Origin of the sequence: Pseudomonas sp. Pf153, assembly GCF_001269775.1 — a bacterium.
GTDB lineage: Bacteria > Pseudomonadota > Gammaproteobacteria > Pseudomonadales > Pseudomonadaceae > Aquipseudomonas > Aquipseudomonas uvaldensis.
In genome coordinates this window covers 1-20,252 of record NZ_LHVL01000004.1, presented here as the reverse complement: position 1 = coordinate 20,252, position 20,252 = coordinate 1, and the positions used below count along the sequence as shown (strand labels likewise).

21 protein-coding genes and 1 pseudogene are annotated in these 20,252 nt (G+C 60.3%); 10 read left to right on the top strand and 12 right to left on the bottom strand.

Features of this window, described 5'->3' with window-relative positions; all coding sequences use genetic code 11:
• Positions 1 to 70 precede the first annotated feature (70 nt).
• The 4 genes from AD666_RS00145 (at position 71) to AD666_RS00130 (ending at position 5,352) form a co-directional block, all read left to right on the top strand.
• Entirely contained in the window at positions 71 to 673 is a 603-nt protein-coding gene (locus AD666_RS00145; protein WP_053146263.1) for a LysE/ArgO family amino acid transporter, read from the top strand.
• 175 nt (positions 674 to 848) lie between these two features.
• On the top strand, positions 849 to 1,445 hold the full coding sequence (locus AD666_RS00140) for a superoxide dismutase (RefSeq protein WP_053146260.1): 597 nt from the start codon (positions 849 to 851) through the stop codon (positions 1,443 to 1,445).
• 307 nt (positions 1,446 to 1,752) lie between these two features.
• Positions 1,753 to 3,804, top strand: a complete 2,052-nt coding sequence (locus AD666_RS00135; protein ID WP_053146257.1) for a bifunctional diguanylate cyclase/phosphodiesterase — start codon at positions 1,753 to 1,755, stop codon at positions 3,802 to 3,804.
• A gap of 204 nt (positions 3,805 to 4,008) precedes the next feature.
• On the top strand, positions 4,009 to 5,352 hold the full coding sequence (locus AD666_RS00130) for an imelysin family protein (protein ID WP_053146254.1): 1,344 nt from the start codon (positions 4,009 to 4,011) through the stop codon (positions 5,350 to 5,352).
• Positions 5,353 to 5,549: 197 nt separating this feature from the next.
• Here the strand turns inward: AD666_RS00130 and AD666_RS00125 are convergent, their stop codons facing one another.
• From AD666_RS00125 to AD666_RS00110, 4 genes are all read right to left on the bottom strand, one after another.
• Positions 5,550 to 6,785, bottom strand: coding sequence for an RNA polymerase sigma factor (locus AD666_RS00125; protein ID WP_053146251.1), 1,236 nt, complete (start codon positions 6,783 to 6,785; stop codon positions 5,550 to 5,552).
• Entirely contained in the window at positions 6,785 to 7,261 is a 477-nt protein-coding gene (locus tag AD666_RS00120) for an SRPBCC family protein (RefSeq protein WP_053146248.1), read from the bottom strand. Before AD666_RS00120 ends, AD666_RS00125 begins: the two co-directional genes overlap by 1 nt.
• Before the next feature lie 27 nt (positions 7,262 to 7,288).
• The gene (locus AD666_RS00115) at positions 7,289 to 7,633 is read right to left on the bottom strand and encodes a YciI family protein (RefSeq protein WP_053146245.1); all 345 of its coding nucleotides are present in this window, start codon (positions 7,631 to 7,633) and stop codon (positions 7,289 to 7,291) included.
• Between the two features lie 67 nt (positions 7,634 to 7,700).
• On the bottom strand, positions 7,701 to 8,135 hold the full coding sequence (locus AD666_RS00110) for an SgcJ/EcaC family oxidoreductase (RefSeq protein WP_053146242.1): 435 nt from the start codon (positions 8,133 to 8,135) through the stop codon (positions 7,701 to 7,703).
• A gap of 83 nt (positions 8,136 to 8,218) precedes the next feature.
• On the opposite strand from AD666_RS00110, the pseudogene AD666_RS26725 reads away from it, so the two are divergent.
• Positions 8,219 to 8,404, top strand: a pseudogene (locus AD666_RS26725) (GNAT family N-acetyltransferase); the annotation flags it as partial.
• On the opposite strand, the gene AD666_RS00105 reads toward AD666_RS26725, so the two are convergent.
• Both AD666_RS00105 and AD666_RS00100 read right to left on the bottom strand, forming a co-directional pair.
• A complete protein-coding gene (locus AD666_RS00105; protein ID WP_053146239.1) occupies positions 8,401 to 8,886 on the bottom strand; it encodes a GyrI-like domain-containing protein in 486 nt (161 codons plus the stop codon). The pseudogene AD666_RS26725 and the gene AD666_RS00105 sit on opposite strands and share 4 nt — an antisense overlap.
• Positions 8,887 to 8,964: 78 nt before the next feature.
• Positions 8,965 to 9,627 carry a LysE family translocator gene (locus AD666_RS00100; RefSeq protein WP_053146236.1) on the bottom strand — a complete coding sequence of 221 codons (663 nt, stop codon included), beginning with the start codon at positions 9,625 to 9,627 and terminating at the stop codon, positions 8,965 to 8,967.
• A 206-nt stretch (positions 9,628 to 9,833) separates the two neighbouring features.
• Here AD666_RS00100 and alaC point away from each other — a divergent pair, with 206 nt between their 5' ends.
• A complete protein-coding gene (alaC, locus tag AD666_RS00095) occupies positions 9,834 to 11,051 on the top strand; it encodes an alanine transaminase (protein WP_053146233.1) in 1,218 nt (405 codons plus the stop codon).
• Positions 11,052 to 11,182: 131 nt separating this feature from the next.
• Here the strand turns inward: alaC and AD666_RS00090 are convergent, their stop codons facing one another.
• Positions 11,183 to 12,535 carry a GntP family permease gene (locus AD666_RS00090; RefSeq protein ID WP_053146231.1) on the bottom strand — a complete coding sequence of 451 codons (1,353 nt, stop codon included), beginning with the start codon at positions 12,533 to 12,535 and terminating at the stop codon, positions 11,183 to 11,185.
• Positions 12,536 to 12,624: 89 nt separating this feature from the next.
• Positions 12,625 to 13,158, bottom strand: coding sequence for a gluconokinase (locus tag AD666_RS00085; protein ID WP_053146228.1), 534 nt, complete (start codon positions 13,156 to 13,158; stop codon positions 12,625 to 12,627).
• A 216-nt stretch (positions 13,159 to 13,374) separates the two neighbouring features.
• On the opposite strand from AD666_RS00085, the gene AD666_RS00080 reads away from it, so the two are divergent.
• The 3 genes from AD666_RS00080 to AD666_RS00070 all read left to right on the top strand — a co-directional run bounded on the left by AD666_RS00080 (position 13,375) and on the right by AD666_RS00070 (position 15,586).
• Positions 13,375 to 14,406: a LacI family DNA-binding transcriptional regulator gene (locus tag AD666_RS00080; protein ID WP_053146225.1), complete on the top strand. Its 1,032-nt coding sequence runs from the start codon at positions 13,375 to 13,377 to the stop codon at positions 14,404 to 14,406.
• 153 nt (positions 14,407 to 14,559) lie between these two features.
• On the top strand, positions 14,560 to 15,069 hold the full coding sequence (locus tag AD666_RS00075) for a hypothetical protein (RefSeq protein WP_053146223.1): 510 nt from the start codon (positions 14,560 to 14,562) through the stop codon (positions 15,067 to 15,069).
• A 94-nt stretch (positions 15,070 to 15,163) separates the two neighbouring features.
• Positions 15,164 to 15,586, top strand: a complete 423-nt coding sequence (locus tag AD666_RS00070; RefSeq protein WP_053146221.1) for a GNAT family N-acetyltransferase — start codon at positions 15,164 to 15,166, stop codon at positions 15,584 to 15,586.
• Positions 15,587 to 15,708: 122 nt separating this feature from the next.
• Here AD666_RS00070 and def read toward each other — a convergent pair whose 3' ends face one another.
• The 3 genes from def to AD666_RS00055 all read right to left on the bottom strand — a co-directional run bounded on the left by def (position 15,709) and on the right by AD666_RS00055 (position 17,564).
• Positions 15,709 to 16,248, bottom strand: coding sequence for a peptide deformylase (gene def, locus AD666_RS00065; protein WP_053146219.1), 540 nt, complete (start codon positions 16,246 to 16,248; stop codon positions 15,709 to 15,711).
• Positions 16,245 to 17,195 carry a YihY/virulence factor BrkB family protein gene (locus AD666_RS00060; RefSeq protein ID WP_053146216.1) on the bottom strand — a complete coding sequence of 317 codons (951 nt, stop codon included), beginning with the start codon at positions 17,193 to 17,195 and terminating at the stop codon, positions 16,245 to 16,247. The genes def and AD666_RS00060 overlap by 4 nt, the downstream gene beginning before the upstream one ends.
• A gap of 177 nt (positions 17,196 to 17,372) precedes the next feature.
• Complete coding sequence (locus tag AD666_RS00055; RefSeq protein ID WP_053146213.1) at positions 17,373 to 17,564, bottom strand: CsbD family protein; 192 nt, start codon at positions 17,562 to 17,564, stop codon at positions 17,373 to 17,375.
• A 194-nt stretch (positions 17,565 to 17,758) separates the two neighbouring features.
• Here AD666_RS00055 and AD666_RS00050 point away from each other — a divergent pair, with 194 nt between their 5' ends.
• Complete coding sequence (locus AD666_RS00050) at positions 17,759 to 18,136, top strand: hypothetical protein (RefSeq protein WP_053146210.1); 378 nt, start codon at positions 17,759 to 17,761, stop codon at positions 18,134 to 18,136.
• Between the two features lie 102 nt (positions 18,137 to 18,238).
• Here the strand turns inward: AD666_RS00050 and fadD1 are convergent, their stop codons facing one another.
• Positions 18,239 to 19,930, bottom strand: a complete 1,692-nt coding sequence (gene fadD1 / locus AD666_RS00045; protein WP_053146207.1) for a long-chain-fatty-acid--CoA ligase FadD1 — start codon at positions 19,928 to 19,930, stop codon at positions 18,239 to 18,241.
• Positions 19,931 to 20,252 lie beyond the last annotated feature (322 nt).

The following is a 20,252-nucleotide window of genomic DNA, read 5'->3' as shown; positions in this document are numbered from 1 at the left end:
GGATTTGTTTTTCTTATACCGCGTCGCACCGGAGAATGACCAGCATTCAACACCTCGCGGAGAAGTAATGATGTGGCAAAGCTATGTGAACGGCTTGTTGGTGGCCCTCGGCCTGATCATGGCCATCGGTGCCCAGAATGCTTTTGTCCTGGCCCAGAGCCTGCGTCGCGAATACCATTTGCCGGTGGCCGCCCTGTGCGTCACCTGCGATGCCTTGCTGGTGATGGCCGGGGTCTTCGGGCTGGCGACGCTGCTGGCCCAGAGCCCGCTGCTGCTGTCGATCGCCCGTTGGGGCGGCGCGGCGTTCCTGCTCTGGTACGGCAGTCTGGCGTTGCGCCGGGCCTGTTCGAAACAGAGCCTGCAGGAAGGCGGCAAACAAGCCGTGCGCTCACTGCGGGCGGTACTGCTCAGCGCATTGGCGGTGACACTGCTCAACCCACACGTGTATCTGGACACCGTGTTGCTGATCGGCTCCCTCGGCGCCCAGCAAAGCGTCCCTGGCGCTTACGTCGTGGGGGCGGCCAGTGCTTCGCTGTTATGGTTCTTCACTCTGGCCCTGGGGGCCGCCTGGCTCGCCCCGTGGCTGGCCCGGCCCACGACATGGCGGGTATTGGACGTGCTCGTGGCGGTGATGATGTTTACCGTGGCGGTGCAATTGATCGTCGCCGGCTGATTATTGCAAACCGCTCTGGAACCTCTATTCCACACAGTTGTTGCGTGGTTATGCCGCACCCCCGGTGCTATGATCCGGGTCTTGCGCCGCAAGGAGTATAAACTCCCCGGCGCTTGTCCGGCCGCCCGTGATCGGCCTTGCGCTCACCGCAACTGACCTGATTAGGAGAATCACCATGGCTTTCGAATTGCCGCCGCTGCCCTACGCACACGATGCACTGCAGCCGCACATCTCCAAAGAAACTCTGGAATTCCACCACGACAAGCACCACAACACCTACGTCGTGAACCTGAACAACCTGGTGCCAGGCACCGAGTTCGAGGGCAAGACCCTGGAAGAAATCGTCAAGACTTCCTCGGGCGGTATCTTCAACAACGCCGCTCAGGTCTGGAACCACACCTTTTACTGGAACTGCCTGGCCCCTAACGCCGGCGGCGAACCTACCGGTGCGCTGGCCGAAGCCATCAACAAGGCCTTCGGTTCGTTCGACAAGTTCAAGGAAGAGTTCAGCAAGACGTCCATCGGCACCTTCGGTTCCGGCTGGGGCTGGCTGGTGAAAAAAGCGGACGGTTCCCTGGCCCTGGCCAGCACCATCGGCGCCGGCAACCCGCTGACCAGCGGCGACACCCCGCTGCTGACCTGCGATGTCTGGGAACACGCTTACTACATCGACTACCGCAACCTTCGTCCGAAATACGTCGAAGCGTTCTGGAACCTGGTCAACTGGAAATTCGTGGCCGAGCAGTTCGAAGGCAAGACCTTCACCGCCTGATTCGCGCTCCAGCCCAAAAGAACCCGGCACCTGCCGGGTTCTTTTTTGCCCGACGGGAAAGGGCCCGGCTATCGGAACGCTGGAAACGACCTCACGTCCGAATCCCGACAAAAAATCCCCCGCGGGCTCAAGTTGCGCCCCCTCCCAACCGACATAAAGACCATAGAGCAATCACTCTGAAAGAACCGTATATCGGCCATGTTCCAGGCGAAACTCCCTGTGTTCGATTGTCCCTTTGACTGACATCACAGGATTGCCAATACTCATGGCAACTTGACGCTACCCGCACGGTACAAGGAATCCCTCTTTGAAGCTGGAATTAAAGAACAGCTTGTCTGTGAAGTTGCTCCGGGTCGTGCTCATCTCGGCATTGATCGTCGGCATGATCTTGAGCTGCGCTCAGATCGTGTTCGATGCCTACAAAACCAACCAGGCCGTTACCAACGACGCCCTGCGAATCCTCGATATGTTCCGCGATCCTTCGACCCAGGCCGTCTACAGCCTCGATCGGGAAATGGGCATGCAAGTGATCGAAGGACTGTTCCAGGACAAAGCCGTCCGCATGGCCTCCATCGGTCACCCTCGCGAAACCATGCTCGCGGAAAAGACCCGGCCCCTGCAGGATTCGAAAAGCCGCTGGCTGACCGACCTCATCCTGGACAAGGAACGTACTTTTACTACGCAACTGGTGGGTCGCGGTCCGTTCAGCGAATACTACGGCGACCTGAGCATCACCCTCGATACGGCCAGCTACGGACACAGTTTCATTGTGAGCTCGGTGGTCATCTTTATTTCCGGCATGCTGCGGGCCCTGGCGATGGGCCTGGTGCTGTACCTGGTCTATCACTGGATGCTGACCAAGCCGCTGTCGCGCATCATCGAACACCTGACCGAAATCAACCCCGACCGCCCCAGCGAACACCAGATTCCGCTGCTGCGAGGCCATGAGCAGAACGAGCTGGGTCTGTGGATCAACACGGCCAACCAGTTGCTTTCCTCTATCGAGCGCAACACGCACCTGCGCCACGAAGCGGAAAACAGCCTGCTGAGAATGGCGCAATACGACTTTCTCACCGGCCTGCCCAACCGCCAGCAACTCCAGCAGCAGCTGGACAAGATCCTGGTGGATGCTGGCCGCTTGCAACGTCGGGTGGCGGTGCTGTGCGTGGGCCTGGATGATTTCAAGGGCATCAACGAACAATTCAGCTACCAGACCGGCGACCAGTTGCTACTGGCCCTGGCCGATCGGCTGCGGGCCCACAGCGGACGCCTGGGGGCATTGGCGCGATTGGGGGGCGATCAGTTCGCCCTGGTCCAGGCCGACATCGAACAGCCTTATGAAGCCGCCGAATTGGCCCAGAGCATCCTCGATGACCTGGAAGCCCCCTTCGCCCTCGACGATCATGACATCCGTTTGCGGGCCACCATCGGTATCACTCTTTTCCCTGAAGATGGCGGCAATACGGAGAAGCTGCTGCAGAAAGCCGAGCAGACCATGACACTGGCCAAGACCCGCTCGCGCAATCGCTACCAGTTCTACATTGCCAGTGTCGACAGCGAAATGCGCCGACGCCGCGAGCTGGAAAAAGACCTGCGCGAGGCCTTGGTCCGGGATCAGTTCACCCTGGCGTACCAGCCACAGATCAGCTACCGCGACCTGCGCGTGGTGGGTACCGAAGCCCTGATCCGCTGGCATCACCCGGAGCACGGCTTCGTGCCACCCGACCTGTTCATTCCCTTGGCCGAGCAGAACGGCACCATCATCGCCATCGGCGAATGGGTACTGGACCAGGCCTGCAAGCAACTGCGCGAATGGCATGACCAGGGCTTCATCGAGTTGCGCATGGCCGTCAACCTATCGACCGTGCAACTGCATCACGCCGAACTGCCCCGAGTGGTGAACAACCTGTTGCAAAGGTACCGCCTGCCGCCCCGCAGCCTGGAACTGGAGGTCACCGAAACCGGCCTGATGGAAGACATCACCACCGCCGCCCAGCATTTGCTGAGCCTGCGCCGTTCCGGCGCGCTGATAGCCATCGATGATTTCGGCACCGGCTATTCGTCCCTGAGTTACCTCAAGAGCCTGCCGCTGGACAAGATCAAGATCGACAAGAGCTTCGTCCAGGACCTGCTCGAAGACGAAGACGACGCAACCATCGTCCGGGCCATCATCCAGTTGGGCAAAAGCCTGGGGATGCAGGTGATCGCCGAAGGGGTCGAGACGGTCGAGCAAGAGGCCTACATCATTTCCGAGGGCTGCCACGAAGGTCAGGGCTACTACTACAGCAAGCCCCTTCCGGCCCGGGAGCTGGGGGCGTACCTGAAGCAGGCACAGCGCAGCAAGGCCCTCATTCTCTGAAGGTTTCAAAAAGCGCTGCCGGGTCCGCGCCTGTCGGGGGATGGAAATGCTTCAAGGCGCAGATCCGGACTGCAATCTTTCATCTACAGACTAGAAATATTTACAGCCACGCCCTTTACACATAATGCAAATCTTTCGCATTATGTCGCACCTTTTGCGCGCCCTCGCGCCAGTCCCATCCATTACCGAAGCAGGATGTTCGCCATGATTCGTATGCCCCTGGCTTCCGCCAGTCTGCTGGCCATCGCTATTTCCCTCGCCGGTTGCGGCGAAGGCAAGGACAAGGCTGCCGCGCCGCAAGCGCCGACGCCGGCCGCCAGCACTGCCGCACCGGCCACCCCGGCTGCCAGCGGCAAGGTCGACGAAGCCGCCGCCAAGGCCGTTGTCGCGCATTACGCCGACATTGTCTATGCCGTCTACAGCGATGCCGAATCCACCGCGAAAACCCTGCAGACCGCCATTGATGCATTCCTGGCCAAGCCGAACGCCGAGACCCTGAAAGCCGCCAAGGCAGCCTGGGTCGCCGCCCGCGTGCCTTACCTGCAGAGCGAAGTGTTCCGCTTCGGCAACACCATCGTCGACGACTGGGAAGGCCAAGTGAACGCATGGCCACTGGACGAAGGCCTGATCGATTATGTCGACAAGTCCTACGAACACGCCTTGGGCAACCCGGGCGCCACCGCCAACATCATTGCCAACACTGAAGTGCAGGTGGGCGAAGACAAGGTCGACGTAAAAGACATCACCCCGGAAAAACTCGCCAGCCTGAACGAGCTGGGCGGTTCCGAGGCCAACGTCGCCACCGGCTACCACGCCATCGAATTCCTGCTGTGGGGCCAGGACCTCAACGGCACCGGTCCGGGTGCCGGCAACCGTCCTGCGTCCGACTACCTGCAAGGCGCGGGTGCCACCGGCGGCCACAACGACCGTCGTCGTGCCTACCTCAAGTCGGTGACCCAACTGCTGGTCAGCGACCTGGAAGAAATGGTCGGCAACTGGAAGCCGAACGTGGCCGACAACTACCGCGCCACCCTGGAAGCCGAGCCTGCCGAAAGCGGCCTGCGCAAAATGCTGTTCGGCATGGGCAGCCTGTCCCTGGGCGAACTGGCGGGCGAGCGCATGAAGGTGTCCCTGGAAGCCAACTCGCCAGAAGACGAGCAGGACTGCTTCAGCGACAACACCCACTACTCGCACTTCTACGACGCCAAGGGCGTGCGTAACGTGTACCTGGGCGAATACACCCGCGTAGACGGCACCAAGATGACCGGCGCCAGCCTGTCGTCCCTGGTGGCCAAGGCCGATCCGGCTGCGGACACCGCGCTCAAGGCCGATCTGGCCGACACCGAAGCCAAGATCCAGGTCATGGTCGATCATGCCAACAAGGGTGAGCACTACGACCAGCTGATCGCCGCAGGCAATACCGCCGGCAACCAGATCGTGCGCGACGCCATCGCCGCGCTGGTCAAGCAGACCGGTTCAATCGAACAGGCCGCCGGCAAGCTGGGCATCAGCGATCTGAACCCGGACAACGCTGATCACGAGTTCTGATCAACGCTGCTGAATAAAAAGGCGACCTTCGGGTCGCCTTTTTATTGACTGAAACACCCGCATCCCTGTGGGAGCGAGCCTGCTCGCGATGGCGTCAGGTCAGCCAACATCTCTGTCGACAGGTCCACCGCTATCGCGAGCAGGCTCGCTCCCACAGTTGCATTCGGGTGCCCACGCAGGCAGTGTCTAGCCACAGGTCACAGCAACCCCGCCAGCCGCCCCTCGATAAACCGCCGCTCCGGCAGTTGCTGCGTCAACTCGAGCGCACGCCGGTACGCAGCCCTCGCCTCCTCCACTCGCCCCAATTGCCGACAGAACTCCGCCCGCGCCGAATGAGCGAGGTGATAGTCGAGCAACTCGCCACGCCGCAGGATTGCATCAATCAGATCCAGCCCCGCCGCCGGCCCGTCGCGCTTGGCCAGGGCGGCGGCGCGGTTGAGTTCGATCACCGGTGACGGCATGACGCGCAGCAGCACGTCATAAAGCCCGACGATCTGCGGCCAATCCGTCTCTTGGGCAGTCGCTGCTTCGGCATGGACCGCCGCAATTGCCGCTTGCAGGCAATAGGGACCGAATCGACGGGTATTCAGCGCAGCCTCCACCAGGGCACAACCTTCGGCGATCAGCTCAGCGTCCCACAGGGAGCGGTCCTGTTCATCCAGCAGGATCAATTCACCGGTATCGGAGGTGCGCGCCGGTCGACGGGACTCGTGCAACAGCATCAGGGCCAGCAATCCCATGACCTCGGCCTCAGGCAGCAACTCCATCAACAGGCGCGCCAGGCGTATGGCTTCTCGGGTCAGGTCTTCCCGAGTCAATTCGACCCCCATCGAGGCCGAATAGCCTTCGTTGAACACCAGATAGATAACCCGCAAGACACTGTCCAGCCGTTCGGGCAGTTCCGAGCGGGAGGGCACCTGGTAGGGAATTTTCGCATCGCGAATCTTCGCCTTGGCCCGCACGATGCGTTGGGCGATGGCCGCTGGAGCTGCGAGGAAAGCCCGGGCTATTTCTTCGGTGGTCAGGTCGCACACCTCCCGCAATGTCAGCGGCACCTGGGCATCCGCCGCCAGCGCCGGGTGACAGCAGGTGAAAATCAGGCGCAGACGGTCATCTTCCAAGTCTTCGTCGCTCCAATCGGACTGTTCCAGCGCTTCGAGCTGGGCGATCAACATCGGTCGCGATGCCGCGAAGCGCGCCCGTCTGCGCAAACGGTCAATCGCCTTGAAGCGTCCCGTGGACACCAGCCACGCCCGAGGATTGTCTGGCACACCGTCGAGCTGCCAACGCTCGACCGCAATGAAAAACGCCTCGTGCAGCGCCTCTTCCGCCAGGTCGAAGTCCCCCAGCAGGCGAATCAGTGTGGCCAGGATCCGTCGCGAGTCCTGGCGATAGACCTGCTCGACCCGCGTCTTGACCGCTTCGGCCGACATCAGTCGGGCATACCTTGGGTGACCAGTGCTTCGAGCCGGTCCAGACTCTCCCCCCAGCCTTCATGAAAACCCATGGCCTCGTGCGCCTGGCGATCCTCTTCACTCCAGTGAAGGGCACGGGCGGTGTAGCGGGTTTTACCGCCCTCGTCATCAAGCACCACCTCGGCGGTCATGAAGGCTTTGCCTGACGGCAGCCAGCCGGGAAGAAATGCATCGGTGAACACCAACCGCTGCGGCGCGACGATTTCCAGGAACACCCCCATGGTCGGGTACTCGCTGCCGTCGGGCGCACGCATCAGCGTGCGGAACTGGCCACCGACCCACAGGTCCATCTCGCACTCCGGCGTAGTCATGCCATGGGGCCCCCACCACTGCGCCAGCAGGGCCGGTTCGGTCCAGGCGCGAAAGATCTTCTGGCGCGGAGCATCGATCAACCGGCTGATGGATAACTCGAAAGAGGCAGGCTTGAGGTTCATGGGCAATATCCTGTTTGTGATTGTTGTTCAGGGGTTCAGTTGGCGTACCGGCCGGACTTCGACACAGCCGACCCGGGCCGCCGGAATGTTGCCGGCGACCTGGATGGCCTCGTTCAAGTCCTTGGCGTCGATCAGGTAGAAGCCCGCCAGTTGCTCCTTGGTTTCGGCGAACGGGCCGTCGGTGATCGACAGCTTGCCACCGCGCATGCGTACCGTGGTGGCGGTCTGTACCGACTCCAGGGCCTCGGCGGCAATCATCCGTCCGCTGCCCTGGACCGACTCCGCGTAAGCCAGGCATTCCGCATCCTCCGGGCTGTCGGGCGAGTCGTGCAGCGTTTGCTCGTTGCTATACACCAGGCATAAGTACTTCATGGAAAGCTCCGGGATCGAACTGATCAACTATGACGGTAGAACCGTGCGATGGAGAAAAAACCGACGATCAGGGCTGCAGATCGAAGATCGCGGTACCGGCCATCGGGTCGAACGGCGCCGACCAATGCTCATGGACAATCTTCCATTGCCCGGCGACGCGTTGATAGCAAGCCGTTACGCGCATCCAGCAAGCTTGTTCTTCGCCTTTGTCGTTGGTACCGCCGCAATAGGCCAGCCAATGGGCGAAGGCAATGTTGTCCGCCGGGGTGATCCGGACTTGATGGAAGTCGAACTTGTGCGGGCCGGGGCACATTTCCATGCAGGCCTGCCAATGGGCGCGATAGGCGGTCTTGCCTTTGAATTGCAAGGCCTGAATGGCATCGAACGAAACGATGTCCTCGTCGTAGAGCGCCATGACTTTTTCGACGTCCTTGGCCATGACAGCTTGGCGATAGGTATCGATCAGGGCCTGGATTTCGGTTTCGGTGGCTTGGGTATTCATGCTGGTTCTCCGCAGGTTTTTGTTGAAGACACCCTTGGTCGTCTGGAAAAACGGAGAATCGACAATCCGGATAAAAATAATTTGCCGGCCTGGAGGCATTGCCCGCCGTGGCGCGTGCAGTCTGGCCGGAAATCAGGGGTCTGGAGCTCTCGGTCGATCCCCGTAACGAATCGGCGATCAGCTTGTATACCTGACTGGGCCGGGTCGACAACGGCGAGGCCTACAAGGGCCTCGCCGGTCATGGACGGCGGATGGGATTGATCTTCTAGGCTTTGAGCGGTATCCAGACCTCCAGGCTGCCTTCGCCGGTCCTGGGGTTGAAGTCTTCACTGTAGCGTTCGAACTCCGGTTGATCCGCTGCTTCATGGCCTGATCGAGGCAACCACTCTTTCCAGATATACCGGAATGTTTCCGGCAACGTCTTCAACGGCCCCCGATGTTCGAACACCGCATAGTGGGCAGGCTGGAGCTCGATCCAGCGGTATTGTTCCGGCAAATCGTCCAGGCGGCTGATCTCGACGCCGGCGATGTATTCGAACCCGCCCTTGCCATCCGGATTGCAGCACACGCCGTAGGTCACGTCACTGACCTGCCCTGGCACCTCACCGAGCCAGGGTAAAAACTTTTCCCAGAGCAGAGGAATATCCTGGGCGGTTTCGGGGGTAAAACGAGCGCCAAAACCGGCAATGAGCTGAAAGTGTCCCTGTTCAAAACGTGGCTGGGCTGTGTAATCGCGCTCGTGCTTTTCCATGCGTCAACACTCCGCAAAACATGAAGTCGGGCTTGGCAGTATAGAAGCCAAACCATGATCGCCAGGCCGTTTCGCTTTTCAGGCTCCGAAAATCGCAGGGCCAGGGGCGACGCCTAAGAACTCGTTGTAACCAGAAACGATCACGTAGAGCGCGAAATAGCAGAAGATCGCAGCGGATGCCCAATAGGAATAACGTAATAATTTATCCCCCAACAGCTTGCCGCCCTGGGTCGCCGCCAGGCACACGCCCGCACACCACAGCAGACCGGCACTCAGGAACCCGCTGAGGAACAGTGCCGAGCTGAGCAGCGTGCCACCACCTGAGCGGGCAATGAGCGTACCGCCTACCGCCGCGAACCAGAGGATCGCGCTGGGCGACGACATGGCCAGGAAGATGCCTCGGAAAAACTCCTGGCGAGAGGAGTTATCGCGGGCCTCGGAAGCCTGGACCAGCACCGCGTCGTGATGAATCGCTGAGTGGACCATTTTCGCGGCAAAGTACAGCAACAACCCTGAGCCGCCGATCCACAAGACCCAGCGTACCGCCTCGTATTGCAACAATACCGTCATACCGGCCAGCGCCAGCACGGCGTAAATCAGGTCACCCACACATGTCCCCAGGCCCAGGGCAAAACCCTGGAAATAGCCCCTCTGCATGGCCAGGGTGATCATCGCAATGTTGGCCACGCCAATGTCCAGGCATAAGGAAAGGCTCAGCAGGAAACCGCTGGAAAACTCCATTGTTCAGTCCATTCGAAGAGGTACGACGGGTTTAGGGCGCGCAGTCGACAACCAGGGTCCTGCGACCGGCTCGACAGTGTCGTCGAAAATAGTTGTCGGCCGCCACTGGACAATATCCCCTGCACGCCCTTATCTTGCGCCGCAGGCCACCGCAGTGGCCAACGTCGCTCGGACGGTTCCGGGCGCTCACGTATCTCGAGGCAACAATGGCCGAACAAGGTTCGTCGCGCCGCTTTGCGCGCATCGATCGACTCCCCCCCTATGTATTCAATATCACTGCCGAGCTGAAGATGGCTGCGCGTCGGCGCGGCGAAGACATCATCGACTTGAGCATGGGTAACCCCGACGGCGCCACGCCCCCGCACATCGTGGAAAAACTGGTCACCGTCGCCCAGCGCGAAGACACTCACGGCTACTCCACTTCAAAGGGCATCCCACGCCTGCGCCGCGCCATTTCGCGTTGGTACAAGGACCGCTACGAGGTGGACATCGACCCCGAGAGCGAAGCCATCGTCACCATCGGCTCGAAGGAGGGCCTGGCCCACCTGATGCTGGCAACCCTGGACCAGGGCGACACGGTGCTGGTGCCCAACCCCAGCTACCCGATCCATATCTACGGCGCGGTGATCGCCGGCGCCCAGGTGCGCTCGGTGCCGCTGGTGCCTGGCGTGGATTTCTTCGACGAGCTGGAGCGGGCCATTCGCGGCTCGATTCCCAAGCCGAAGATGATGATCCTGGGCTTCCCGTCCAACCCCACCGCACAGTGCGTGGAGCTGGACTTCTTCGAGCGGGTCATCGCCCTGGCCAAGCAATACGACGTGCTGGTGATCCACGACCTGGCCTACGCCGACATCGTCTATGACGGCTGGAAAGCCCCGTCGATCATGCAGGTTCCCGGGGCGAAGGACATCGCGGTGGAGTTCTTCACCCTGTCCAAGAGCTACAACATGGCGGGCTGGCGCATCGGCTTCATGGTGGGCAACCCGGAGCTGGTCAGCGCTCTGGCGCGGATCAAGAGCTATCACGACTACGGCACCTTCACCCCGCTGCAAGTGGCCGCCATCGCCGCGCTCGAAGGCGACCAGCAATGCGTGCGCGACATCGCCGAGCAGTACCGCCAACGCCGCAATGTGCTGGTCAAGGGCCTGCATGAGCTGGGCTGGATGGTGGAAAATCCCAAGGCATCGATGTACGTCTGGGCCAGAATTCCCGAGGCCTATGCGCATTTGGGTTCGCTGGAGTTCGCCAAGAAGTTGCTGGCCGAAGCCAAGGTGTGCGTCTCGCCGGGGGTGGGGTTCGGGGAATATGGGGATGATCATGTGCGCTTTGCGCTGATCGAGAACCAGGACCGGATCCGTCAGGCCGTGCGTGGAATCCGCGCAATGTTCCGGGCGGATGGGCTGGTACAAAAGACCAACGCCTGACGCAAAACCCACTGTGGGAGCGGGCCTGTGGGAGCAAGGCTTGCCCGCGATGAAGACGACGCGGTCGACTTGGGATCGAGGTGTCTGTATCGCGGGCAAGCCATGCTCCCACATTGGTTACTGCGTTTCGGTCAGATCACCAGCGACAACAGCAGGATAAAGATCAGCCCCACCACGGACAGGATGGTTTCCATCGCCGTCCAGGTCTTGAAGGTTTCGGCCACGGTCATGTTGAAGTACTGCTTGACCAACCAGAAACCCGCATCGTTCACGTGCGACAGGATCAGCGAGCCGGCACCGGTGGCCAGGACCAGCAGCTCACGGTTCACACCCGGAATCATCCCCACCACCGGCACCACGATACCGGCACCGGTAATGGTTGCCACGGTCGCCGAACCTGTGGCGATACGGATCACCGCCGCCACCAGCCAGGCCAGCAGGATCGGAGAAATCTGCGCGCTCACGGCCATGTGGCCGATCACGTCACCCACGCCGCTGGTTACCAGCATCTGCTTGAAGCCACCGCCGGCACCGATGATCAGGATGATCGCAGCCGTCGGAGCAAGGCTGGCGTCCAGCCACTTCAGCATCTGGTTGGAACCGATGCCCTGCTTGTAGCCGAAGGTGTACAGCGAGAGCAGCAAGGCCAGCAGCAAGGCCGAGATCGGGTGGCCGATCATGTCCATCCAGACCCGGAAGAGGTTGCCGTCCGGCAGCGCCACATCCGCGAAGGTCTTGAGCAGCATCAGGAATACCGGCGACAGCACGGTGATCAGGGTGATGCTGAAGCTTGGCAGTTCGGCGGCATTCGTCTCCCGGGCCAGTTGGTCCACCAGCTCCTGGTTCGGGTGACCGGGAATGTGCTTGGCAATGAACGTACCGAAGATCGGCCCGGCGATGATGGCGGTCGGCAGCGCTACGATCAGGCCGTAGAGAATGGTCTTGCCGATATCAGCGCCGAATATGCCGATCGCCAGCAACGGCCCCGGATGCGGTGGTACCAGGCCATGGACGGCAGAAAGACCGGCCAACAGCGGAATACCGATCTTGATGATCGATACGCCGGTGCGGCGCGCGACGATGAACACCAGCGGGATCAACAGCACGAAGCCGATTTCGAAGAACAGCGGGATGCCCACCAGGAACGCGGCGAACATCATGGCCCATTGCACCTTTTCCCTGCCGAAGGCGCGGATCAGGGTCTGGGCGATCTGATCGGCCCCCCCCGATTCGGCCATCATTTTTCCGAGCATCGTACCCAGCGCTAGGATGATGCCGACAAAGCCCAGCACCCCACCGAAGCCGTCCTGGAACGCCTTGATGATAGTGCCGGTCGGCATGCCCGATGTCAGGCCGAGGAACGCGGCGGCGATGGTCAGGGCAATGAAGGGATGGAACTTGAACTTGGTGATGAGGACGATGAGTCCGATCACCGTGACCACTGCATCCAGCAGCAGAAACGTCTCGTGGGACATGCCAAACATGGGAGGTGTCTCCTGATTTGTTGTTGTTATTGAAGCAGTTATTCGTTAGCTGTCGGGACAGCGCTGTCTTTCTGACGCGTTGAAAAAACTCAGCTGGCGAGCTTGAGGCCGTGGGCCAGCCACCAGACGTAAGCCTCACGTGCCAGCTCGTCGACGCTGTGGCTGGATGCATCCAGGGCCAGGGTCAAGGGCTCGCCGACAGGCGACTCGAGGGTGGCGAACTGACTATCGATCAGGGTCGACGGCATGAAATGGCCCGGACGATGGGAAACCCGGTCGGCAGCCACTTCAGGTGTGAGTTCGAGGAATACGAAGCCCAGGCCCGGCAAGGCGCTGCGCAGGCGCTCGCGATAACTGTGCTTGAGGGCCGAACAGGTCAACACCGGGCGTTCGCCCCTGGCATCGACACGACGCAGCTCTTCGCACAGGCTGTCGAGCCAGCCGGCACGGTCGTCGTCGTTCAAGGGAATACCGGCACTCATCTTCTGGATGTTGGCCGCTGGGTGGAAAGTGTCGCCTTCGATGGCGGTGGCGCCGCTCAACTGGCACAGGGCCTGGCTGACGCATGTCTTGCCGCAACCGGCAACGCCCATGATGACGAGGGCGGTGATGGGATTGTTCATGTAACACCTCAGCGCGCAGACAGCGCTACCTTTGCGAGTTATGACACCAATGCAAAAGCAGAAGTTGCCGACGCCTTCTTGTCATTTTTGTAGTTGCAGCATGTTCGTTCACGACATCCACGGGCGGAGATCAGGCAAAACCCCGGTCACGTATTTGCAGCCACGTCGAGACAGCGCTACCTTAGTGCCTTGATTTTTGTTTGGCAAGCCACCCTGATGACTGTCCCTAAAAACGATAAAAATACACGCACCACCGGTCGCCCTACGCTCAACGAAGTCGCACGACTGGCTGGCGTCAGCCCCATCACCGCCTCCCGAGCCCTGCGCGGGGTCAGCACCGTTGCCACCGAGCTGGTGGAAAAAGTCCGCCACGCCGCCGTTGAACTCAACTACGTGGTCAATCCCGCCGCCCGCGCCCTGGCTTCGGCGCAAAGCCATTCGGTAGTGGTACTGGTGCCGTCGTTGTCCAACCTGCTGTTCATCGACACCCTGGAAGCCATCCATCGCGTGCTCAGACCCAAGGGCTTCGAAGTGGTGATCGGTAACTACCACTACTCGCGGGACGAAGAAGAAGACTTGCTGCGCAACTACATGGCCTATCAGCCACGTGGTTTGCTGCTGACCGGTTTCGACCGCACTGAAAGTGCCCGACGCATGATCGAGGCCAGCAACATTCCCTGTGTGTACATGATGGAACTGGACCCCGGCGCGGGCCTTAACTGCGTCGGCTTCTCCCAGCTCAAGGCCGGCGAAACAGCCGCCGAACACCTGATTTCCAGGGGGCGCAAACGCCTGGCCTACATCGGCGCACAGTTGGACCAGCGCACCCTGCTGCGTGGCGAAGGCTTTCGTCGGGCACTGCAAAAGGCCGGTCTCTATGACCCGGACCTGGAGCTGCTGACGCCACGCCCGTCATCGGTGGGCCTGGGCGGCGAGTTGTTCCTTCAACTGCTGGCCAGTCATCCGGACGTCGATGCGATTTTCTTCGGCAACGACGACCTGGCCCACGGGGCGCTGTTCGAGGCGCTGCGCTGTGGCATCAGGATTCCCGAACAAATATCGGTGCTGGGCTTCAACGACCTGCCCGCCTCGGCCCATATGGTCCCGCGCCTGAGCAGCATCAGTACGCCACGGGAGGCCATCGGCCAACGTGCCGCCGAGCAGATGCTGACGTTGATGGCCGGCAACCGCATCGCGCAGCCGGTGGTCGACATGGGTTTTGAACTCAAGGTTCGCGAAAGCACCTGATCTCGATGCGGTGGAACCGTGCCGCCGGGCGGCAAGGGTTGGCCGCCGGGCGGCCTGCCTGCATTCGCTAAAGCCCGGTGGCATGGGGCTTTCCAGCGACGGCATGGTAATTGCTCCTGCCCATCGCTCAGCCATTACCTACAGGTGTCCATCATGTTGGTCAGTGCAAAACAGCAAATGATTAATCTGCCGCTCAAGCGTCCCGGGGAGGACCCCACCGCGGAGGCCGCCAGCGGCCTGCAAAGCGCCGCCCTGCAGGCGTTGCGCGACAACGTCCAGGCCCAGGCCAGCCAAGTTCAGGAGTCTGCTACCCGCCAGGCCACCCAGCAGGTCAACGCGGCCACCGCCATCAGCGACAATGTCGATGAAGCGTTCGCCAAGACCCGCGTGCAGTTGCAGACCGTTGGTGGCGCTGCAACGGCCGAGTTCAAGGACTACATGAGCAAGACGCCGGAAGAACGCCTTCGCGACAGCATTCTCAAGGAGATGGGCATCACCGAAGAAGAATACGAGGCAATGCCGCCCGAGAAAAAACTGGCGGTCAGCCAGGAAATTGCCCAGCGTATGCAGGACAAGACGGCAATCGCACAAGTGGAGAAAGAACAGGAACGCCGCACGGATGCCAAGGAACCGTCCGTGGACCCCTTCCTGGCCGCTGTCTGAGCTCAATAACCCTTCCAAGCTGGGGCCGATGATGCCCCAGCAGCTTCACACCCGACCGTTATAATGCCCGCCCCTCCTCGCCTCCGACTCTGACATGCCTGAGATTCACTACATGCTGCTCGACGCGCCACTATGGCCGTTGATGAACAAGTTCTATCGTGCCCACCAATCCTCGATGAAAGCAGTGCGTGACGCGCAGCTATGGGTGGCGCGCGAGGAACACATCGTCGCAGCCCTCTGCCTGCGGCCGGTATCGGGCGGGCATTGGTTGACCGGGCTGTTTGTCGACCCGGCGTACCGCGAGCAAGGGATCGCCGCCCGGTTGATTGCCGAAGCGATCAAAGGGGTGGAGGAACCGGTGTGGTTGTTCTGCCATCCGGACTTGCGCGGTTTCTATGAGCGACGCGGTTTCAGCTTCGACCCTGCCCTGCCCTACGCCATGGCCGAGCGCCTGAGCCGGTATGCCCGCAGCAAGCCGATGATAGCGATGGGGTTGGTGCCCAAGGCACTGAATTGAATGCATCCCCTGTGGGAGCGGGCTTGCTCGCGAATGCGGACTGATTGTCAACATCGTCGTTGGACGCCAGATCGCATTCGCGAGCAAGCCCGCTCCCACAGGGGTTATGTGTAGCTGTCCAATTAATCGTCAGCAGCCGGATCCAGATCCGGAAACATCACTTCAGTGAAACCGAACTTGCTGAAATCCTTGATTCGCGACGGGTAAAGACGCCCGATCAAGTGATCGCATTCATGCTGCACCACCCGCGCATGGAAACCCGAGGCCATCCGCACGATCGGCTCGCCCTTGGGATCGAAGCCTTCATAGCGAATGTGCTGATAACGCTCCACAGCGCCACGCAGGCCCGGTACTGACAGGCACCCTTCGAAGCCCTCTTCCATCAACGGGCTCAGCGGTGTGATCAGCGGGTTGATCAGGATGGTCTGGGGCACTGCCTCGGCATCGGGATAACGCTCGCTGTGCTCGAAACCGAAGATCACCAGCTGCAGGTCCACACCGATCTGCGGCGCCGCCAGCCCGACACCACCAACGCTTTCCATGGTCTGGAACATGTCGTCGATCAATTGCCACAACTGCGGGCTGTCGAACATCTCGACAGGCACCGGCGGGGCGATGCGCAGCAGGCGTTCATCGCCCATTTTCAGGATTTCACGAATCATGGTCGGGCTTCGTCAGGGTGGGTGTGATGGATGGAATGGTCGCGCCCCAGGCCCGACACATGCTGTTTTTCGTGCTGGCCAGGGCTCTTTTCCCCAGGGTCCTTGCCCTCGGAAGACATGTGCTCGATCACCGCATTCATCTCTGCGCCGAGCAACAGCACCGCCGAAGAAATATAGAAGTACAGCAACAGCACGATAATCGCACCGATACTGCCATACATGGCGTTGTAGTTGGCAAAGGTCTTGACGTAAAACGCAAAGCCCAGGGAAGCGATGATCCACACCACCACCGCCAGCACCGAACCCGGCGTGATGAAGCGAAACTCCTGCTTGACGTCCGGCATTACGTAATAGATCAGTGCCACGGCCACCATCAGCAGGAAGACGATCACCGGCCAGCGCACGATCGTCCAGACCGTGACAATGAATTCCTCCAGCCCCACCTGCGCCGCGATCCAGCCCATCACCTGCGGCCCGAGAACCATCAACGCCGCAGCCGCCAAAAGCATGCCGGCAATGCCGACCGTGTACAGAATCGACAGCGGGAAGCGTTTCCAGGCTGGACGCCCTTCCACCACGTCGTAGGCGGCGTTCATCGCACTCATCATCAAGCGCACACCCGCAGAGGCAGTCCACAAGGCAATGACGATACCCACCGACAACAACCCACCCTTGGATTGCTGCAACTGATCGATCACCGGGTTGACCTGCTCCAGGGCCTGGGGCGGCAGCACCAGTTCCGATTGCAGGCGCAGCCAGGAGAAGAAATCCGGCAGGTGCAGGAAGCCGATCAAGGCAATCAGGAAGAGAATGAAGGGGAACAGCGAAAACAGCATCTGGTAGGCCAATGCCGAGGCGTAGGTCGACATCTCGTCGTCGAGAAACTCGGTCACGGTACGCATCATCACACGATGAAGGGGTAAGCCTTTCAAGGCCGGAAACATCATGTGCGTCTCCTTTCGCCGCAAAAAAAGGAAGGTCGTCTGGCGACTCATAGGGTTGTTATCCAAGACAAAGTAACCTGTTTGGCGACTTTGGAACAATTTCCCAGGTGCAAGTTCGAGCCGACATGAAAACGGCCATCCGCAGATGGCCGTTCCAATCGTTTTTTCACGACAGCCCGGTCAAGCCTCGTCGACGCCTTTCTTGAGCGCGTCCTTGGCCTTGCCTGCGGTTTGCTGGGCCTCACCTTTTTTCTCTTGTACCACGCCCTCGGCGCGCATGCGGTCGTTATCGGTGGCCTTGCCGACGCCTTGCTTGATGTTGCCGACAGCTTCGTTGGCAACGCCCTTCACCTTATCGCTCGTGCTACCCATGATGTCTCTCCTGTGAACAACGGTACCAAAAGTCATTACATAAGGGTTGACCGGGGCCGTTTGCGGGGAGTTTCATTTTTCGGCGGCATATTTCATCGTCGAATGCAGGTTGCGCTTTATGTTTGCCGGCCAACCCCCGAGAATGCCCTACGTATTCGGGCTGCGACCTGAAGCTCCAATCCCGTAGGAATGTTATGAAACTCGATAAGAAACAGGCCATCGCCCGCAGGAACCAGGAACTGGGCGGTGCCGTACTGGGCGTCAATAATTGCCACTTCAGCGAATTGAACCGCAACCGCAACATCTTCTGGTTCAACATCCCGGTGACACGCCTGGCCGTCGGTCAGTACGAATGGGTCCATCTGTTGCTGCACACTCCGACCACCGACGAGCTGCTGCACTTGAAGGTACCGACCGTGTTCCTGCGGGAAAAGATAGAAGGCCTGGAAGTACGTAACCAGGGCAAGCGCAAGGCAGCCCTGAGCCTGGAGCTGAGTGCCGACAAGGATTCGTATCTGCAGGATTTGCGGCCCGGTGGTACCAACCTGAATTTCGCCCAGTTCAAGTTGTAACCGGTACCGCCGTGGGAGCAAAGCTTGCTCGCGATTGCGTCGGCTGGCCTACCTCAATCGCGAGCAAGCTTTGCTCCCACAGATTGTGGATTGCAGCCTGCCCTACTTCTTCAGACCCAGCTTCCTGAGCTCTTCATCCCGCAACTCGCGTCGCAGAATCTTGCCCACGTTGGTAGTCGGCAAGGCATCGCGGAACTCCACCGCCTTGGGCACCTTGTAGCCAGTGACGTTGGCGCGCATGTGCTCCATCACCTGCTCCTTGGTCAGCGTAGCCCCCGGCCGGACGACGATGAAAATCTTGATCGCCTCGCCGGATTTCTCGTCCGGTATGCCGATGGCGGCGCATTGCAGCACGCCCGGCAAGGTCGCCAACACGTCTTCCAGTTCGTTGGGGTACACATTGAAGCCCGAGATCAGGATCATGTCTTTCTTGCGATCGACGATGCGCATGTAGCCGTCCGGCTGGATCAGCGCGATGTCCCCGGTCTTGAGCCAGCCTTCGCTGTCGAGGATCTCGTCGGTGGCTTCCTGACGTTGCCAGTAGCCCTTCATGACTTGCGGCCCCTTCACGCACAGCTCGCCGACTTCCCCCAGCGGCAATTCGACGCCCGCGTCGTTGATCACCTTGCACAGCGTCGACGGCACCGGAATGCCAATGGTACCCACCTGAACCTTCTGGATCGGGTTGACGGTGGCTACCGGGCTGGTCTCGGTCATGCCGTAGCCTTCGCAGATCGGGCAGCCGGTGACCTCCTTCCAGCGCTCGGCCACCGCCAGTTGCAGGGCCATGCCACCGGACAGGGTAACCTTGAGCGCCGAGAAATCCAGCTTGCGGAAACCTTCGTTGTTGCACAGGGCCACGAACAGCGTATTGAGGCCGACGAAACCGCTGAACTTCCACTTGGACAGTTCCTTGACCATCGCCGGAAGATCCCGCGGGTTGCTGATCAGGACGTTGTGGTTGCCGATCAGCATCATCGCCATGCAATGAAAGGTGAAGGCATAGATGTGGTACAGCGGCAGCGGCGTGATCAACACTTCGCAACCTTCATTGAGGTTGGAGCCCATCAGCGCCTTGCATTGCAACATGTTGGCCACCAGGTTGCGATGGCTCAGCATCGCGCCCTTCGCCACGCCGGTGGTACCGCCGGTGTATTGCAGCACCGCCACATCGTCGCTGGACGGGTTGGCCTCGGTCACGGGCTGGCCGTGGCCCTTGCTCAGCACGTCGTTGAACTTGACGGCCTTGGGCAGGTGATACGCCGGGACCATCTTCTTGACGTACTTGATCACGCTGTTGATCAACAGACGCTTGAGCGGCGGCAACAGGTCGGCAACTTCGGTCACGATGACGTGTTTGACGCTCGTCTTGGGCACCACGTTTTCGGCCAGGTGCGCCATGTTGGCCAGGCACACCAGCGCCTTGGCGCCTGAGTCGTTGAACTGATGCTCCATTTCCCGCGCCGTGTACAGCGGGTTGGTGTTGACCACGATAAGACCGGCACGGATCGCACCGAACACGGCCACCGGGTACTGGAGAACGTTGGGCAGTTGCACGGCGATTCGATCGCCGGGCTGCAAATCGGTATGCTGTTGCAGATACGCGGCAAAGGCACCGGACAGTTCGTACAGTTCACCGTAGGTGATCGTCTTGCCGAGGTTGCTGAATGCCGGCTTGTTGGCGAAGCGTTGGCAGGATTGCTTCAACACTGCCTGAATATTCGGATACTCGTCTGGATTGATGTCGGCAGCAATCCCAGCTGGGTACTTATCCTTCCAAAAGTCTTCAATCATGGAAGCCCACTCCTCAGCAACGCGAATTCTCACCGCATTTGATGCGATTATTATTGGTGTGTGTTTGTTGGTGAATCTGGCTTGAATGAAGGCCGAGAAGTCACAAAAGCGCGCCGAGAGTAGCAGCTTTGCCAAGGGTCGACTAGAGCCAAAATAGGCCTCCCTAGTCACTAATCCGACTCAAGAATATTCAGTGGTCATTTTTAGAGTAAAAATACTAAGCCCTGTTAAAACCTCTGACATACACATGAACCTGTGGGAGCGGGCTTGCTCGCGAATGCAGTGTGTCAGGCAATGAAAGTCGACTGACACACTGCATTCG

Excerpts from the sequence above, each read along its gene's own strand:
- AD666_RS00145 (WP_053146263.1), top strand. The coding sequence starts at position 71 with ATGTGGCAAAGCTATGTGAACGGCTTGTTGGTGGCCCTCGGCCTGATC.
- AD666_RS00140 (WP_053146260.1), top strand. The coding sequence starts at position 849 with ATGGCTTTCGAATTGCCGCCGCTGCCCTACGCACACGATGCACTGCAG.
- AD666_RS00130 (WP_053146254.1), top strand. The coding sequence starts at position 4,009 with ATGATTCGTATGCCCCTGGCTTCCGCCAGTCTGCTGGCCATCGCTATT.
- AD666_RS00125 (WP_053146251.1), bottom strand. The coding sequence starts at position 6,785 with ATGTCGGCCGAAGCGGTCAAGACGCGGGTCGAGCAGGTCTATCGCCAG.
- AD666_RS00120 (WP_053146248.1), bottom strand. The coding sequence starts at position 7,261 with ATGAACCTCAAGCCTGCCTCTTTCGAGTTATCCATCAGCCGGTTGATC.
- AD666_RS00115 (WP_053146245.1), bottom strand. The coding sequence starts at position 7,633 with ATGAAGTACTTATGCCTGGTGTATAGCAACGAGCAAACGCTGCACGAC.
- AD666_RS00110 (WP_053146242.1), bottom strand. The coding sequence starts at position 8,135 with ATGAATACCCAAGCCACCGAAACCGAAATCCAGGCCCTGATCGATACC.
- AD666_RS00105 (WP_053146239.1), bottom strand. The coding sequence starts at position 8,886 with ATGGAAAAGCACGAGCGCGATTACACAGCCCAGCCACGTTTTGAACAG.
- AD666_RS00100 (WP_053146236.1), bottom strand. The coding sequence starts at position 9,627 with ATGGAGTTTTCCAGCGGTTTCCTGCTGAGCCTTTCCTTATGCCTGGAC.
- alaC (WP_053146233.1), top strand. The coding sequence starts at position 9,834 with ATGGCCGAACAAGGTTCGTCGCGCCGCTTTGCGCGCATCGATCGACTC.
- AD666_RS00090 (WP_053146231.1), bottom strand. The coding sequence starts at position 12,535 with ATGTTTGGCATGTCCCACGAGACGTTTCTGCTGCTGGATGCAGTGGTC.
- AD666_RS00085 (WP_053146228.1), bottom strand. The coding sequence starts at position 13,158 with ATGAACAATCCCATCACCGCCCTCGTCATCATGGGCGTTGCCGGTTGC.
- AD666_RS00080 (WP_053146225.1), top strand. The coding sequence starts at position 13,375 with ATGACTGTCCCTAAAAACGATAAAAATACACGCACCACCGGTCGCCCT.
- AD666_RS00075 (WP_053146223.1), top strand. The coding sequence starts at position 14,560 with ATGTTGGTCAGTGCAAAACAGCAAATGATTAATCTGCCGCTCAAGCGT.
- AD666_RS00070 (WP_053146221.1), top strand. The coding sequence starts at position 15,164 with ATGCCTGAGATTCACTACATGCTGCTCGACGCGCCACTATGGCCGTTG.
- def (WP_053146219.1), bottom strand. The coding sequence starts at position 16,248 with ATGATTCGTGAAATCCTGAAAATGGGCGATGAACGCCTGCTGCGCATC.
- AD666_RS00060 (WP_053146216.1), bottom strand. The coding sequence starts at position 17,195 with ATGATGTTTCCGGCCTTGAAAGGCTTACCCCTTCATCGTGTGATGATG.
- AD666_RS00055 (WP_053146213.1), bottom strand. The coding sequence starts at position 17,564 with ATGGGTAGCACGAGCGATAAGGTGAAGGGCGTTGCCAACGAAGCTGTC.
- AD666_RS00050 (WP_053146210.1), top strand. The coding sequence starts at position 17,759 with ATGAAACTCGATAAGAAACAGGCCATCGCCCGCAGGAACCAGGAACTG.
- fadD1 (WP_053146207.1), bottom strand. The coding sequence starts at position 19,930 with ATGATTGAAGACTTTTGGAAGGATAAGTACCCAGCTGGGATTGCTGCC.